Origin of the sequence: Rahnella sp. RFA10(1/100), assembly GCF_004195115.1 — a bacterium.
In the GTDB taxonomy this organism is placed as follows: domain Bacteria; phylum Pseudomonadota; class Gammaproteobacteria; order Enterobacterales; family Enterobacteriaceae; genus Rahnella; species Rahnella perminowiae.
Map to the genome: position 1 here is coordinate 1,156,170 of NZ_SEWR01000001.1, position 15,254 is coordinate 1,171,423.

At 49.0% G+C, this 15,254-nt stretch carries 16 protein-coding genes; 7 read left to right on the forward strand and 9 right to left on the reverse strand.

Annotated features, from left to right (window positions below; translation table 11 throughout):
• Positions 1-58: 58 nt before the first annotated feature.
• The 7 genes from acpP to yceD form a co-directional block, all read right to left on the reverse strand.
• Positions 59-295: an acyl carrier protein gene (gene acpP / locus ETV65_RS05195; protein ID WP_015690190.1), complete on the reverse strand. Its 237-nt coding sequence runs from the start codon at positions 293-295 to the stop codon at positions 59-61.
• A 153-nt stretch (positions 296-448) separates the two neighbouring features.
• Positions 449-1,183 (reverse strand): 3-oxoacyl-ACP reductase FabG, encoded by a 735-nt coding sequence (gene fabG / locus ETV65_RS05200; protein WP_013576245.1) that lies wholly within the window; start codon positions 1,181-1,183, stop codon positions 449-451.
• 13 nt (positions 1,184-1,196) lie between these two features.
• Positions 1,197-2,126, reverse strand: a complete 930-nt coding sequence (gene fabD / locus ETV65_RS05205; RefSeq protein ID WP_129951833.1) for an ACP S-malonyltransferase — start codon at positions 2,124-2,126, stop codon at positions 1,197-1,199.
• Between the two features lie 18 nt (positions 2,127-2,144).
• A complete protein-coding gene (locus tag ETV65_RS05210; RefSeq protein WP_129951834.1) occupies positions 2,145-3,098 on the reverse strand; it encodes a beta-ketoacyl-ACP synthase III in 954 nt (317 codons plus the stop codon).
• A 6-nt stretch (positions 3,099-3,104) separates the two neighbouring features.
• A complete protein-coding gene (plsX, locus tag ETV65_RS05215) occupies positions 3,105-4,139 on the reverse strand; it encodes a phosphate acyltransferase PlsX (protein ID WP_129951835.1) in 1,035 nt (344 codons plus the stop codon).
• A 48-nt stretch (positions 4,140-4,187) separates the two neighbouring features.
• Positions 4,188-4,355 (reverse strand): 50S ribosomal protein L32, encoded by a 168-nt coding sequence (gene rpmF / locus ETV65_RS05220; RefSeq protein ID WP_013576249.1) that lies wholly within the window; start codon positions 4,353-4,355, stop codon positions 4,188-4,190.
• Positions 4,356-4,367: 12 nt separating this feature from the next.
• Positions 4,368-4,892, reverse strand: a complete 525-nt coding sequence (gene yceD / locus ETV65_RS05225; protein ID WP_013576250.1) for a 23S rRNA accumulation protein YceD — start codon at positions 4,890-4,892, stop codon at positions 4,368-4,370.
• Positions 4,893-5,034: 142 nt separating this feature from the next.
• Here yceD and ETV65_RS05230 point away from each other — a divergent pair, with 142 nt between their 5' ends.
• The gene (locus tag ETV65_RS05230; protein ID WP_129951836.1) at positions 5,035-5,628 is read left to right on the forward strand and encodes a nucleoside triphosphate pyrophosphatase; all 594 of its coding nucleotides are present in this window, start codon (positions 5,035-5,037) and stop codon (positions 5,626-5,628) included.
• A gap of 48 nt (positions 5,629-5,676) precedes the next feature.
• Here ETV65_RS05230 and rluC read toward each other — a convergent pair whose 3' ends face one another.
• Positions 5,677-6,639: a 23S rRNA pseudouridine(955/2504/2580) synthase RluC gene (gene rluC / locus ETV65_RS05235; protein WP_129951837.1), complete on the reverse strand. Its 963-nt coding sequence runs from the start codon at positions 6,637-6,639 to the stop codon at positions 5,677-5,679.
• Positions 6,640-7,239: 600 nt separating this feature from the next.
• On the opposite strand from rluC, the gene rne reads away from it, so the two are divergent.
• A complete protein-coding gene (gene rne / locus ETV65_RS05245) occupies positions 7,240-10,530 on the forward strand; it encodes a ribonuclease E (protein WP_129951838.1) in 3,291 nt (1,096 codons plus the stop codon).
• Between the two features lie 75 nt (positions 10,531-10,605).
• On the opposite strand, the gene ETV65_RS05250 is transcribed toward rne, so the two are convergent.
• Positions 10,606-10,893 carry a putative quinol monooxygenase gene (locus tag ETV65_RS05250; RefSeq protein WP_129951839.1) on the reverse strand — a complete coding sequence of 96 codons (288 nt, stop codon included), beginning with the start codon at positions 10,891-10,893 and terminating at the stop codon, positions 10,606-10,608.
• 223 nt (positions 10,894-11,116) lie between these two features.
• On the opposite strand from ETV65_RS05250, the gene pyrC reads away from it, so the two are divergent.
• From pyrC to ETV65_RS05275, 5 genes are all read left to right on the forward strand, one after another.
• Positions 11,117-12,166 (forward strand): dihydroorotase, encoded by a 1,050-nt coding sequence (gene pyrC / locus ETV65_RS05255; protein WP_129951840.1) that lies wholly within the window; start codon positions 11,117-11,119, stop codon positions 12,164-12,166.
• A gap of 81 nt (positions 12,167-12,247) precedes the next feature.
• Positions 12,248-12,502, forward strand: coding sequence for a DNA damage-inducible protein I (gene dinI, locus ETV65_RS05260; RefSeq protein WP_129951841.1), 255 nt, complete (start codon positions 12,248-12,250; stop codon positions 12,500-12,502).
• 346 nt (positions 12,503-12,848) lie between these two features.
• On the forward strand, positions 12,849-13,103 hold the full coding sequence (gene bssS, locus ETV65_RS05265; RefSeq protein WP_129951842.1) for a biofilm formation regulator BssS: 255 nt from the start codon (positions 12,849-12,851) through the stop codon (positions 13,101-13,103).
• A gap of 144 nt (positions 13,104-13,247) precedes the next feature.
• Entirely contained in the window at positions 13,248-14,363 is a 1,116-nt protein-coding gene (gene solA / locus ETV65_RS05270) for an N-methyl-L-tryptophan oxidase (protein ID WP_129951843.1), read from the forward strand.
• A gap of 201 nt (positions 14,364-14,564) precedes the next feature.
• On the forward strand, positions 14,565-15,233 hold the full coding sequence (locus ETV65_RS05275) for a LuxR C-terminal-related transcriptional regulator (RefSeq protein ID WP_129951844.1): 669 nt from the start codon (positions 14,565-14,567) through the stop codon (positions 15,231-15,233).
• Positions 15,234-15,254: the final 21 nt, after the last annotated feature.

The following is a 15,254-nucleotide window of genomic DNA, read 5'->3' on the forward strand; positions in this document are numbered from 1 at the left end:
ATAAAAAACTTAGGCGGTCAAATGACCGCCTAACTATCTAAACTTAAAGCATGTACGCTTACTGTTGGCTAGCGTTGATAAAATCAATTGCTGCCTGAACAGTAGTGATTTTTTCAGCTTCTTCGTCAGGGATCTCGGTATCAAACTCTTCTTCCAGAGCCATAACCAGCTCAACGGTGTCGAGAGAATCAGCGCCAAGGTCGTCTACGAAAGATGCAGCATTCACTACTTCTTCCTGTTTAACACCCAGCTGTTCAACGATGATTTTCTTAACGCGTTCTTCGATAGTGCTCATACTCTTAAATTTCCTATCAAAACTCGCTTTCGCGATGGTTTTCGTAGTGTATAAAATGTTGAAAAAGATGCAACTAAATCCAGGCTGGTCAAACCACGAATTTGCTCTATTTTGCGGTTTTTACCGCAAAAAACGCAAATAATTTCGTAATTTTTAAATCATATACATGCCGCCATTGACATGTAATGTTTCACCCGTGATGTAGCTGGCCTCGTCAGAGGCTAAAAAAGCAACGGCGCTGGCAATTTCTTTGGCATCGCCCAACCGGTTGGCTGGAACTGATGACAAAATGCCTGCGCGTTGATCATCTGTCAACGCCCTTGTCATATCCGTCTCAATAAAGCCGGGAGCGACGACGTTGACAGTAATGCCACGTGAAGCGACCTCACGTGCCAAAGACTTACTAAAACCAATCAAGCCAGCTTTAGCCGCCGCGTAGTTCGCCTGCCCTGCGTTACCCATGGTGCCAACAACGGAACCAATTGTAATAATCCGTCCACACCGTTTCTTCATCATAGCTCGCATGACAGCTTTTGACAGCCGAAACACTGAAGTCAGGTTCGTATCCAGGATATCCTGCCACTCATCATCCTTCATACGCATGAGAAGGTTATCACGGGTGATGCCGGCATTATTAACTAAAATATCAATTTCGCCAAATTCAGCTCGAATCGTCGCCAATACTTGCTCGATAGATGCAGAATCAACCACATTGAGCATAATACCCTTGCCATTTTCGCCTAAATATTCACCAATCGCTTCCGCACCTTTCTCGCTGGTCGCAGTACCGATCACTTTTGCGCCACCAGCAACCAGCTTTTCTGCGATTGCGCGGCCAATACCACGGCTGGCACCGGTCACCAGTGCAATTTTGCCTTCGAAGCTCATATTCATCCTCTTATTACTGCTCAAGCGCCGCTGCCAGACTTGCCGTGTCATTCACAGCGGCAGCCGTCAGGGTGTCAACAATACGTTTGGTCAGCCCGGTCAGTACTTTACCCGGCCCCACTTCTAATAGTTTTTCTGCGCCTTGTGCTGCCATGAATTCGACAGACTCAGTCCAGCGAACCGGGCTGTATAACTGACGGACCAGCGCACTGCGGATGGCTTCAGGAGAGGTTTCGATTTTCACATCTACATTATTCACGACAGAATACTGTGGTGCGCTGAAAGTCACATTTTCAAGTGCAACCGCCAGTTTTTCAGCGGCTGGCTTCATCAGCGCACAGTGTGAAGGCACACTGACAGGCAGAGGCAGAGCACGTTTTGCGCCCGCTTCTTTACATGCCGCGCCGGCGCGTTCTACAGCTTCTTTGTTACCCGCAATCACCACCTGACCAGGCGAGTTAAAGTTCACCGGAGAAACAACCTGACCTTGTGCCGATTCTTCACAAGCTTTGGCAATGGCATCATTATCCAGACCGATGATCGCATACATCGCGCCTGTCCCCGCAGGAACAGCTTCCTGCATCAGCTTACCGCGCAGTTCAACCAGGGAAATCGCCTGTTTAAAATCCAGCACGCCGGCACAAACCAAAGCGGAATACTCGCCCAGGCTGTGGCCTGCCATCAGAACAGGCTGAGTGCCGTTCTGTTGTTGCCATACGCGCCAGATAGCGACGGAGGCCGCCAATAATGCCGGTTGCGTCTGCCAGGTTTTATTGAGTTCTTCAGCTGGCCCCTGCTGCACCAACTGCCATAAATCGTACCCCAGCGCCGAAGAAGCCTCGGCAAATGTCTCCTCAACAACCGGATGCGCAGCGGCTAAATCAGCCAGCATACCGAGTGTCTGAGAACCCTGACCAGGGAAAACTATTGCTATTTTTGTCATTTTTATCATCCTGTTAAATCAAAAACGTACCAGCGCCGAGCCCCAGGTAAAGCCACCGCCAAATGCTTCGAGCAACACTAATTGCCCCCGCTGAATTCTGCCGTCACGAACCGCTTCGTCAAATGCTGCAGGCACAGAAGCCGCAGACGTGTTCCCATGGCGATCGAGCGTGACAACGACTTTATCCATCTCCATGCCCAGCTTTTTCGCTGTTGCACTGATGATGCGCAGGTTCGCCTGATGCGGCACCAGCCAGTCAAGTTCGGAACGGTCAAGATTATTGGCCGTCAGGGTTTCATCGACAATGTGCGCCAGTTCAGTCACTGCGACTTTGAAGACTTCATTACCCGCCATGGTGACATAAGCCGGTTTTTCCGGCTCTGACTGGCTAGGGTAAGCCAATGTCAGTAAATTGCCGTAATGGCCATCTGCATGCATGTGAGTGGAAATAATGCCCTGCTCTTCGGACGCACCCAGCAATACTGCGCCAGCGCCATCCCCAAAGAGGATCACCGTACCGCGATCTTCCGGATCGAGTTTACGGGATAACACATCAGAACCGATTACCAGTGCGTATTTCACGGCACCGTTTTTAATGTATTGATCGGCCACGCTCAGTGCGTAGGTAAAACCTGCGCATGCGGCAGCCAGATCAAACGCTGCGCAATCTTTGATGCCCAGCATATTCTGCACCTGGCAGGCTGAACTTGGGAATGCATGTGAAGATGAGGTTGTTGCAACAATGATCAAACCTACGTCACTTGTGCTGACGCCGGCCATTTCAAGTGCTTTTTCAGCAGCGTGCAGGCCCATTGTGGCCACAGTCTCATCCGGTGCAGCGATACGACGTTCACGAATACCCGTACGCGTGACAATCCACTCATCGGAGGTATCCACCATTTTTTCTAAGTCGGCATTAGTCCGAACTTGCACGGGCAAATAGCTCCCCGTACCGAGAATCTTTGTATACATGTACGATCAGTCACTCTTGGGTAATACAGCTTCAAGGCGCGCGGCAATCCGCTGAGGGACTTGCCGCTGCACCGCCTGCACAGCCTGTTCGATAGCAACAGCAAACGCACGCTGGTTTGCTCCACCGTGGCTTTTAATAACGATGCCCCGTAATCCTAACAAACATGCGCCATTATACTGGTCGGGGTTGAGATGGCTAAAACGCTTTAGCAATTTTTTCTGCAGGATCCGACCTAACCATTTCAGCCACCAGGCCTTCTTGCCACCCTCTCCCGAGGATTTTAACAGTGACAAAAACATCCTTATTACGCCTTCCATGGTCTTGAGCGTAACGTTACCTACAAAGCCGTCACACACCATCACATCCGTTTTACCGGTCAGAAGGTCGTTGCCTTCAAGATAGCCGATATAGTTGATTAATGCGGTATTTTTTAAAATCGCGGCGGCTTCGCGGATATTATCCAGCCCTTTGCTTTCCTCTTCGCCAATATTGAGCAAGGCAACACGAGGATTTGTGATCCCCACAACCTGCTCGGCCATGACAGCTCCCATCACGGCAAACTGGACCAGCATCGTGCTGTCACACTCAACGTTGGCGCCCAGGTCCAGCACCACGGTTTTACTGCGTTGCTGGTTAGGTAACACGCTCATCAAAGCGGGTCGCTCGATACCATCCAGCGGTTTGACAACCAGCTTGGCTAATCCCATCAGTGCACCGGTATTCCCGGCACTGACACACGCCTGTGCGTCACCACTTTTGATCAGTTCCAGCGCCACACGCATTGAGCTTCCTTTGCTGGCCCGTATAGCTTGCGACGCACGTAAATCGTTGGCTATCACTGATTCAGCAGGAATTATCCGAATTCGTTCTGTTAAAGAAGGATCGGCTTTGGCTAAGAAAGGTGTGATTGCGTCGGGATCGCCGACCAGAAGGAGGTCTAATTGAGAATTAGAGATCAGTGCCTGCAATGAAGCAGGCACTGTGACGGAAGGACCAAAATCTCCGCCCATTACATCTAACGCGATGGTTAGACGAGTCAAGGTATCGCCTTGCCAGCACTTATCACGTGAATAAGTTGCAGGCAAATATCAGCCGATTACCTTGCGACCGCGGTAGAAACCGTCGGCAGTGATGTGGTGACGCAGGTGAGTTTCACCAGAAGTCTTGTCCACAGACAGAGTGGAAGTGGTCAGAGCATCATGTGAACGACGCATGCCACGTTTAGAACGGGTTGGTTTATTCTGTTGTACGGCCATGGACCTTACTCCTTAAGTACTTTTCTTTAAACTCGCTAATACGGCAAATGGATTGGGTTTCTCCGCCTCTTCAGGCAGTTTACCGAATACCATGTCCGCTTCGGACACTTCACAGTGTTCAGATTCATGTACCGGAACGACAGGCAGTGAAAGAATAATTTCGTCTTCAATCATTGCCAGCAGATCAACTTCGCCAAAATCATCGACTTCGATCGGCTCGTACGCTTCCGGTAATGCCTCAGCCTGTTCATCATTTTGGACAGGACTAAAACAATATGTTGTGTGAACCTGATGTTCAAACGTCTTACCGCATCTCTGGCATTCCAGAGTCACAGCAACATCGGAGTGGCCGGTAATCACAGCCAGGCGCTGATTGTCGATATTGAACGACAAAGAGGTTTGTATATCAGAATCCACACTGACCACTGATTGGGCAACACGCGTAACCTGATCAGCGGTATAGACACCTGTATAGTCTAAACGCTTCTGGGCTGTGCGAACCGCATCAAGGGTCAGGGGTAATTTTACTTTTTGCATAGGGCGCGCATATTAACTTTGTAACGACAGAGAGTCAAAGAAAAAGGCCTTAAAACCGCACCTTTCACCAATATTCGCTTCCACAGCGGCCAACAGTTTAAAATGTGCGATTCAATAACGCTACGCTTTGTGAAAAAAAATTATGTCAGCACATCCCAAAAAATTACTTCTGGCTTCAACATCGGTATACCGCAAGGCCCTTCTCGATAAAACCGGCCTGGTATTTTCCTGCGCTGCTCCGGATATTGATGAGACACCGGGTCGCGACGAAGAACCGGCAGAACTGGTGCAGCGTCTGGCTTACAGCAAAGCCAGCGTGCTTGCGGCAGTGTATCCTGAACACCTGATTATTGGTTCTGATCAGGTTTGCGTGATTGACGGAAAAATAACCGGCAAGCCGCATACGTTTGATAACGCATTCCAGCAGTTGCGCGCTGCCAGCGGGAAGACGGTGACGTTTTATACCGGCCTGAGCCTGTATGACGGCAAAACACAAACAGCACAAACTTTATGTGAAACATTTGACGTAACCTTCCGGTCATTAACTGATGAAGAAATTGCCGGTTATTTACATCGTGAACAACCTTATGACTGTGCCGGAAGTTTTAAATGTGAAGGTCTGGGAATTACGCTTTTCGACCGTCTGACAGGACGCGATCCGAACACACTGGTTGGATTGCCCCTTATTGCGCTGCTTGCTTTGTTGCGGCGGGAAGGTATCAACCCGTTGCTCTAAATCAATCAAAAAGGCGCACCCCGTGCGCCTTTGTTTACTGTTCACAACTTAACGTGCCGTTGTTTTAGCCCGTAGGACTTTCAGGCAGTGACGCAGTTTGGCATCCATCGGTGCTTCAATGCGCATCGTCTCGCCGGTATTCGGATGTTCAAACCGCAGCGCCGCTGCGTGCAGGAATAAACGATTAAGGCCGGTTCCGGACAGCCTGGCATCGAAATCACGCTCGCCATAACGGTCATCAAAAGCAATCGGATGGCCGGCATGCAATGCGTGTACGCGGATCTGATGGGTTCGGCCGGTCACCGGGCTGGCTTTCACCAACGTGGCAAACTCATAACGCTCTTCAATTTTAAAGCGTGTTTCTGAAGGTTTGCCTTCGGCATTCACCCGGACAACACGTTCACCGCTTTGCAGAATATTTTTCAGTAAAGGTGCTTGTACGACTTTGCAGTGTGAGGGCCATTCCCCCCGGACCAGCGCCAGATAATCCTTTTGCATGCTTTTTACACGTAATTGTTCATGTAAGGCACGCAGCGCAGAGCGTTTCTTAGCAACCAGCAGAACACCGGAAGTATCACGATCGAGACGATGTACCAGTTCCAAAAAACGGGCCTCAGGGCGGAGCGCGCGCAAACCTTCAATCACGCCAAAACTCAAGCCACTGCCACCGTGTACGGCCGTGCCGGAGGGTTTATTGAGGATCAGCAAATGCTCGTCTTCATATAAAATGCAATCCGCCAGCGCGGCGACTTTATCCAGTTTTGCGGAAACAGGCGCCTCATCACGTTCAGCAACACGAACGGGGGGGACACGCACTTCATCACCGGCAATTAATTTATATTCCGGCTTAATTCTTTTCTTATTAACCCGCACTTCACCCTTACGCACTATGCGATAGATCATGCTCTTCGGCACGCCCTTAAGGATTTTAAGTAAGAAGTTATCGATACGCTGACCGGCTTCGTCGTCAGAAATGGGGATTAATTGTACAGTTGGATTCTCAGTTTTCATGGCTCGCGATTCTAAATATCCGGCACGGTTCGCGCCACTGATTTTTATGTGCTTAACTTTCACTTTACCAGTAACTGCGCCGGAAAACCTTCTTACTCCCTCTGTTTTTTAACAAAGCTCAGGTTCTGACAATGCGGCGCATCTCTCATTGAGGTAAATATCTTACCTGCTTGGGAAAAGTCACCTTGCTATCACAGTGCCTGCAATGGAATAATGAAGTTACTTTCGGCGTTGTTTCTCTTAAGTTAGGGAAAACGCAGGAATTATAGATTTGCCTGATCGCACAAAAACGCAGCAATGGCGTAAGACGTAATGTGAAATCAAGCAATTAGCGGGCTGCGGGTTGCAGCTTGGCCGGCGAACGGAATGAGATCTGTTAACGTAAATTCAGAAGCTATTCCCCTAATAAAAGTGCTGCTTTCACAACGCTGGTGTCTTTAATACAGCAAAAGCAGACTTACCGAAATAATGCGCCCCTATGCAAGCGACAGCCGTGAGGTTGACGATTTGCGAGAAGACTCGGGGCCAACGGTTTATCCGGTCATGAGGTCATTTTGCCCGCAGCTCTGTCAATAATGGAATAATAATGAGTAAGTTAAGATGAAAAGAATGTTGATTAACGCAACTCAGCAAGAAGAGTTGCGCGTTGCCCTTGTAGATGGACAGCGGCTGTATGATTTGGATATTGAAAGTCCGGGCCATGAGCAGAAAAAAGCGAATATTTACAAAGGCAAAATTACCCGCATAGAACCTAGTCTGGAAGCAGCATTCGTAGATTACGGCGCGGAACGACATGGTTTCCTCCCTCTGAAAGAAATTTCCCGCGAATATTTCCCTGGTAATTATGCTTCTCATGGCCGCCCGAACATCAAAGATGTGCTGCGCGAAGGTCAGGAAGTGATTGTTCAGGTAGATAAAGAAGAGCGTGGAAATAAAGGCGCAGCACTGACGACGTTTATCAGTCTGGCCGGTAGTTATCTGGTTCTGATGCCAAACAATCCACGTGCCGGGGGTATTTCCCGCCGTATTGAAGGCGATGACCGTACTGAACTGAAAGAAGCCTTATCCTCCCTGCAACTGCCTGATGGCATGGGTCTGATTGTGCGTACTGCCGGTGTCGGCAAATCCGCAGAAGCTCTGCAATGGGACCTGACTTTCCGCCTCAAGCATTGGGATGCGATCAAGAAAGCCGCTGAAGGCCGCCCTGCTCCGTTTCTGATCCATCAGGAAAGCAATGTTATCGTTCGGGCGTTTCGTGATTACCTGCGCCCGGACATCGGTGAAATCCTCATCGATAACCCGAAAATTCTCGATCTGGCAAAAGAACATATTGCCGCGTTGGGCCGTCCTGATTTCAGCAGCAAAATTAAACCGTATGTGGGTGAGATTCCGCTGTTCAGTCACTACCAAATTGAATCGCAAATTGAATCCGCTTTCCAGCGTGAAGTCCGTCTGCCTTCCGGTGGCTCTATTGTTATCGACAGCACCGAAGCGCTGACCGCTATCGACATCAACTCCGCACGTGCCACCCGCGGCGGCGATATCGAAGAAACCGCATTCAACACTAACCTTGAAGCAGCAGATGAAATTGCCCGTCAGTTACGTCTGCGCGATCTCGGTGGTCTGATTGTTATCGACTTCATCGACATGACGCCCGTTCGCCACCAGCGCGAAGTCGAAAATCGTCTGCGTGATGCCGTTCGTCAGGACCGCGCCCGTATTCAAATCGGCCGCATTTCCCGTTTCGGTTTACTGGAAATGTCCCGTCAGCGCCTTAGCCCTTCATTGGGTGAATCAACGCACCATATCTGCCCGCGTTGTGCAGGTACCGGTACCGTCCGTGACAACGAATCCCTGTCACTGTCGATTCTGCGTCTGATCGAAGAAGAAGCACTGAAAGAAAATACCAAAGAAGTCCATGCCATCGTTCCGGTGCCTATCGCTTCTTACTTGCTGAACGAAAAACGTGAATCGGTGAATGCCATCGAAAAACGTCAGGGCGGTGTGCGCGCGGTGATCGTGCCTAACGATCAAATGCAAACTCCGCACTACCATGTCCTGCGTGTTCGTAAAGGCGAAGAAATCTCTGCACTGAGCTATCTGCTGCCACAGATTCATGAAGCAGAAATGCTGCAGCCTTCTGAAGAATTGCCCGCTGAGCGTCGTCGTCCTGAGCAACCCGCTCTGGCTGCGTTTGCGCTGCAAAGCGAAGCGCCTCCGTCCAGCTTTGAGCCGACGACCGAAACCGAAGAGCCGGTTAAAGTCAGAACCACAACAGTTAACGCTCCTGCAACACCTGTTGCTGAAAAATCAGGTTTTGTCAGCCGTCTTCTGAGCGGTCTGAAAAGCTTGTTCGCGCCTGAGCCACAGCAGGAAGTTAAACCTGTTGAAGCACCAAAAGAGGCTCAGGAAGCGGCTGAAACGGAAAATCGCCGTAACAACGAACGCCGTAATCCACGCCGCCAGGGCGGACGTCGTGAGCGCAACGGAGAACGTGGCGATCGCAATGACCGCGGTAATCGTGGTGAACGTGGCGAAGGCCGTGACAACAATCGTGATAATCGTGGCGAAAGCCGTGATAGCCGCGAAAATAATCGTGAACAGCGTGATGATCAGCGCCGTGGCCGCCGTAATCAGGAACCGGTTGTTACCGAAACCCGTAGCGAAGAGGTTGAAACGGCCGCGCGTGAAGAACAGCAACAACAGCCTCGTCGTGAACGCTCACGTCGCCGTTCTGAAGACAAGCGCAAACCACAGACGGAAGAAAAAGTTCAGGAAGTCGCAGCCGTTGAACAGGTTGCTGCGCCGGTGGTTGCTGATGAAACTGAGCAGGAAGATCGTCAGCCAACTCAGCGCCGTCAGCGTCGTCAGTTATCGCATAAAATCCGCTTCGAGTCTGAAACAGACGTTGATCACGAAGAAGAAGCTGCAGCACAGCTATTGATCACCGGCACTCGCCCGGCGGCGCCTGTGATTGCTGAGCAGGAACCTTCTGATGCTGAAACAACAAACATTACCGATAACGAAGATAATCAGAATGACAATGGCCGTGAAAATGGTATGCCACGTCGTTCACGCCGCTCGCCACGCCACCTGCGTGTAAGTGGTCAACGTCGTCGTCGTTATCGTGATGAACGTTATCCGACTCAGTCACCTATGCCACTTGCCGGTGCGTTTGTTTCTCCGGAAATGGCTTCGGGTAAAGTCTGGGTCACTTATCCGGTTGCTCCGTCTTCTGAACTACAGGTTGCTGAAACAGAAACCCCTGAAGTGCTGACTGAACAGGTTGAGATTGCACAGGCGAATACGCCGGTACTGTCTGAGATCGCTGAAGTTGCACAACCGTCAACCGCTGAACCTGCCGATGTTGTTGAAGCTGTTGCACAAGAAACGCCAGCCGAAACTACACTAACCGACGTTGCGCAGCCTGTTGCCGAAGAGCCAGTTCTCGTTGAACCGGCAACAGCTGAACCCGTCGTGGAAACGCCTGTTGTTGACGTTGCACCTGAAGCACACGAGCCAGTGGTCGTGGAACCAACACCTGTTCTCGCTGAACCTGAAGTTCAGGCCCCGGTGCCAGTCGCCGAACCTGAAGTGAAAGCTGAAGAGAAATCAGAACCGGTGGCTGACGTTAAACCTGCTGCAGAAGCTGCGCCAGTTGCAGTCGTGCCTGCAGTCACGGAAGCTGCGATTGTTGCACCTCGCTTCAAGCACCACGCGACAGCGCCTATGACGAAAGCTCCGGCACCCGCCTATATACAAGAGCCTCCTCGTCACAGTGACTGGGTTCGCCCTGAGTTCAACTTTGAAGGTAAAGGTTCTGCAGGTGGTCATGCGGCAGTCACTACTGCAACAGCCCCGGCAACCAAACCTGAAATGCCAGCCGAGTAACTGCTGAGCAGTGAGACTCAAAAACCCGCCTCGGCGGGTTTTTTTTTAAAGAAAATGACCAGAGGTTCAACCCGATCAGGCCAGACTTTTCAACCGGCGAATCGTAAGTTCCTCCAGTTTACCTTCCAGGCTTTTTGCAAAGTGTTGGAAATGCTCGGTCTTGTTGTGCTGATTCAGCGCCTCTTCAGAGGCCCATCGTTCGTAGAAAACAAAGGTACCCTCTGTATCGAGATCCTGATGCAGCTCATATTGCAGGCACCCTACTTCCAGCCGGCTTGGTTCAATGACATCAAGCAACGCTTCTGTCACTTTTGACTTGAATTCTGCTTTAGCGACAATAGTGGCAACCACTCTGATTTCCATAATAATTCTCCTGTTTTTTTGGTCATGCTTCAGGGCGTACCGGGAAGCACTCTGACTAAAATCTATTCCCACTATGAACCTGTCGATGCATTGATTTCAATACGAACTTTATTTAACGGATGCAACACAACGCTTTTACGCTTATTCTTGTTCCCCGCCGTTAATGCTCCCATTACCGCACCTGTTCTCTCTATTTTGTCCCTCAATGCCGGAGTTTTGCCTGATGACCGCAACACCGCAAGTTTTGAAAATCCGCCGTCCAGATGACTGGCATATTCACCTTCGTGACGACCACATGCTCAGCACGGTGTTACCTTTCACCAGTGAAGTATTCGGTCGCGCCATTGTTATGCCAAACCTCACTCCCCCCGTAACCACCGTGGCGAATGCGATAGCATATCGTGACCGGATTATGGCCGCGTTGCCTGCAGGACATAACTTTACTCCTCTGCTGACCTGCTATTTGACCGATTCTCTGGATCCGGAAGAAATTGCGCGCGGTTTCGGACAAGGTGTATTCACTGCGGCAAAACTGTATCCGGCCAATGCGACAACAAATTCTCAGCATGGCGTTTCTGATGTCAAAAAGATTTATCCTGTTTTGGAGCGTATGCAGAAAATCGGCATGCCTTTGCTGATCCACGGTGAAGTTACGCACAACCATGTAGATATTTTTGACCGTGAAGCCCGTTTCATTGATGAAGTCATGGATCCGGTACGTCGTCAGTTTCCTGAATTGAAAATTGTCTTCGAGCACATCACCACCAAAGAAGCCGCGCAATATGTTCTTTCTGGCAATCAGTATCTGGGTGCGACCATTACGCCACAGCATCTGATGTTCAACCGCAACCACATGCTGGTTGGCGGTGTACGTCCGCATCTGTTCTGTCTGCCAGTCCTCAAACGTAATATTCATCAGGAAGCATTGCGTGAAGTTATCGCCAGCGGGGCTGATCGCTTCTTCCTGGGGACCGACTCTGCGCCGCACACGAAAGGCCGTAAAGAATCAAGCTGTGGCTGCGCGGGTTGCTTTAATGCCCCGCTGGCGTTATCAGCTTATGCGACCGTCTTTGAAGAACTCAATGCGCTGCAACATTTTGAGGCGTTTTGCTCCCTGAACGGCCCGCGTTTCTATGGCCTGCCGCTGAATGAAGACTTCATCGAATTGTCCCGTATCCCGGTGACACAGCCTGAAGAAATTGTTTTAGGCCATGAATCTATTGTGCCATTCCTGGCAGGTCAGACACTGACCTGGAAAGTGACGTCTTACTAACAACAAATTCTCACCAGCGCGTATTGCACTGATCATGATTTGACTGTATAAATATACAGTCAAATCTATTCAGGAGGTCCTATGCGTGTTGAAGTCACAATTGATAAAACCAAGCCTCTGCCTGCCGGCGCGCTGGACGCGTTATCAGGTGAATTGAGTAAAAGAATTAACAAACAGTTTTCCGACCGCGAAAATAAAATCCAGGTGCGATATGCCGGGGCAAATAGCCTGTCTGTTCTGGGCGGGGCAAAAACTGACCGCGACCTGATTGAGGAAATTCTTCAGGAAACCTGGGAAAGCGCTGACGACTGGTTCTCCAATCAGAATGATGACTAAGCCGATGGAATTTCTGAAAAGCTATTCATTCTCTCCCCCCTATCTATAATAATCAGGTTTATTAAAACCACGCCGAAAGGCTATTTTTGTATTTCACCGGGCGTCGCAGTCCGGTTTTTTATTCCTTTTTACTGCATAAAACAGACTATTCTGAAAAATAAAATTTAGGTTAACTTCAGATTATTCCGTTTAATAAATAATCAACACAAATTATTTACAATTTAATTCTCTTAAACCACTCCCTAAATCGCTTTATCTGTTTATACTGAAATAGCTCACATGATAATGAGCCGCATTGATCCTCAGATAGTCACTCACGTCAGTCACTACAATATAAGGGGTCTATATGGACAGAAATGATGAAGTTATTCAGACACACCCGCTTGTTGGTTGGGATATCAGTACCGTCGACTCTTATGACGCCATGATGATACGCCTTCATTATCTGTCTTCAAAAGACCAGACACCAGAGGATGCTCAGGTAGACAGAACCCTGTGGTTAACTACCGACGTTGCACGGCAACTCATTACCATCCTTGAAGCCGGCATCGAAAAGATAGAATCTAACGAGTACGAATACAGTGATCACCGTAAACATTAATCTTTACCTGCACGTCTGAGGCACCAGCGATTTATCCTGGTGCCTTTTTCTTTGCCTCCGCCCTGCTTGCCTTCTTCGCTGTAAACTCTCTATCATGCCCGTAGCCAGCTTGTTAAAAACTCTCACCACAGGAACGTTTTAATTATGGATTACGATCTCATTATCGTAGGCAGCGGTTCGGTCGGTTCAGCCGCAGGTTACTACGCCACCCGTTCCGGCTTGAAAGTGCTGATGATAGACAGCGCAATGCCACCCCATCAGGCGGGGAGCCACCATGGCGAAACACGCCTTATCCGCCACGCTTACGGCGAAGGCTCACGTTATGTGCCAATGCTGTTGAGAGCGCAAACGCTTTGGGATGAACTGGCAGAACTCAGCAACGATAAGATTTTCCATCGCAGCGGCGTTCTGAACATAGGTCCTGAAAATTCAGAATTTATCCGTAATGTTAAGCACAGTGCAGAAACCTACCGTCTGGTCACACAATCTCTCAGTTCGGCCGAAATCCGCGAAAAATGGCCTCTTTTCACCTTACAGGACGGCTATTGCGGTGTGTACGAACCCAACTCGGGTTTTCTGCAAAGTGAAATGGCGGTGTCGGCGTATATTCGCCTTGCGCGGGAAGCCGGTTGTGCGCAGCTATTCAACTGCCCTGTTGAAAGCATTAACTGGCTGGATGATAGCATTGAAGTGACAACGATTGACGGAGTCTACCGCGGAGCCAAACTGGTGGTAGCAGCGGGAACCTGGGTCACAAAAATCCTGCCAGCGTTGCCCGTTAAACCTTTGCGTAAAGTGTTTGCCTGGTTCCATGCAGATGGCCGCTACAGTGAAGAAAACCATTTTCCCGCCTTTACGCTCGAAACGCTGCAAGGTGACCAGTATTATGGATTCCCCTCTGTTAAGGATGAACTGAAATTGGGGAAACATAATGGTGGTCAATGGATAACCGAACCTGAACAACGTAAATCTTTTGGCAGCTTCAGTCAGGATGGAACGGAATCATTCAATTTCTTCCGCCATTTCCTCCCGGGCGTGGGTGTCAGTTTGCGTGGTGCCTCATGCACTTATGATATGACGGCTGATGAAGATTTCATTATTGATACCCTGCCGGAAAGAGAAAATACGTTAGTGATTTCGGGGCTAAGTGGTCATGGGTTTAAATTCGCCAGTGTATTAGGAGAAATAGTTAGCCTCTTCGGTAACAATCGTCCTATTCCTTTTGATCTTACTCCCTTTTCTCTTAATCGGTTCAATTAATGTAAAATATTTTCTACCCTCGTGGATATTTAGCGGGGGTTATCATTTTATTTTCTTTATGATTTTTCTAATTCCAGTTTGAACAAGATCAACAGACTCGCATTTCCGAATTGACAGCATTAGAGAAAAGAATCTATGCTGGATACAGAAATCACAGGAGTGGTTTCCTGCGCGTAATGTTACGCATGACAAGGATGTGATATGAAAGTTTGTATAATTGAACCCTGTGGTTTTACGCGCTTAGGAATTTTCTCTTATCTCGTTGAAAATAATAGCCTTGATATTATTGATACTGTGAATATTTCTCATTCCCTTAATTTAATTCCTGAATTCGAACCAGATATTATCCTGGTAAATATGACGATTAATTGCCATACTGCAGAACTATCTGAAGAATTAAAAACCTTCTTTGAATTTCGTCATAGCGCCCGAATATACTGTTACGTTGATGCTCACTATCCGAATACCGAAACGCCAATTGCTGTAACCCGTGAAGTCTCTATTCTCAACAAGCAGTCGCTCACCGCCCTCTTGCAACAGATTGCTGAAGACCCTGAAGCATTTATGCCGATAAATAACATCGGCCTGCCAAAAACGTTACTGAGCGATCAGGAAATTCTGGTGATGAGTTACTGGATGTCTGAAATGCCGAACTATCGCATTGCCAGAAAATTAAACATCAGCAGCCGTACTGTTTATGTTCATAAACGGCATCTGGCGCAAAAAATCCGAGTCCGTAACCGGCTGGAGTTTTGTTTCATTTACAATCTGATTAAGTATTTATTCTGGCCGATTGATGATATTTCAGCAACGCCCATCAGCCGGCAGATTAAAGACGACCTGCAGATGATTTACAAAAATTACAGCTAAATCTGCGAACATCTTGAATGC

Coding starts and splice junctions, on each gene's coding strand:
- acpP (WP_015690190.1), bottom strand. CDS start 295: ATGAGCACTATCGAAGAACGCGTTAAGAAAATCATCGTTGAACAGCTG.
- fabG (WP_013576245.1), bottom strand. CDS start 1,183: ATGAGCTTCGAAGGCAAAATTGCACTGGTGACCGGTGCCAGCCGTGGT.
- fabD (WP_129951833.1), bottom strand. CDS start 2,126: ATGACAAAAATAGCAATAGTTTTCCCTGGTCAGGGTTCTCAGACACTC.
- ETV65_RS05210 (WP_129951834.1), bottom strand. CDS start 3,098: ATGTATACAAAGATTCTCGGTACGGGGAGCTATTTGCCCGTGCAAGTT.
- rpmF (WP_013576249.1), bottom strand. CDS start 4,355: ATGGCCGTACAACAGAATAAACCAACCCGTTCTAAACGTGGCATGCGT.
- yceD (WP_013576250.1), bottom strand. CDS start 4,892: ATGCAAAAAGTAAAATTACCCCTGACCCTTGATGCGGTTCGCACAGCC.
- ETV65_RS05230 (WP_129951836.1), top strand. CDS start 5,035: ATGTCAGCACATCCCAAAAAATTACTTCTGGCTTCAACATCGGTATAC.
- rluC (WP_129951837.1), bottom strand. CDS start 6,639: ATGAAAACTGAGAATCCAACTGTACAATTAATCCCCATTTCTGACGAC.
- rne (WP_129951838.1), top strand. CDS start 7,240: ATGAAAAGAATGTTGATTAACGCAACTCAGCAAGAAGAGTTGCGCGTT.
- ETV65_RS05250 (WP_129951839.1), bottom strand. CDS start 10,893: ATGGAAATCAGAGTGGTTGCCACTATTGTCGCTAAAGCAGAATTCAAG.
- pyrC (WP_129951840.1), top strand. CDS start 11,117: ATGACCGCAACACCGCAAGTTTTGAAAATCCGCCGTCCAGATGACTGG.
- dinI (WP_129951841.1), top strand. CDS start 12,248: ATGCGTGTTGAAGTCACAATTGATAAAACCAAGCCTCTGCCTGCCGGC.
- bssS (WP_129951842.1), top strand. CDS start 12,849: ATGGACAGAAATGATGAAGTTATTCAGACACACCCGCTTGTTGGTTGG.
- solA (WP_129951843.1), top strand. CDS start 13,248: ATGGATTACGATCTCATTATCGTAGGCAGCGGTTCGGTCGGTTCAGCC.
- ETV65_RS05275 (WP_129951844.1), top strand. CDS start 14,565: ATGAAAGTTTGTATAATTGAACCCTGTGGTTTTACGCGCTTAGGAATT.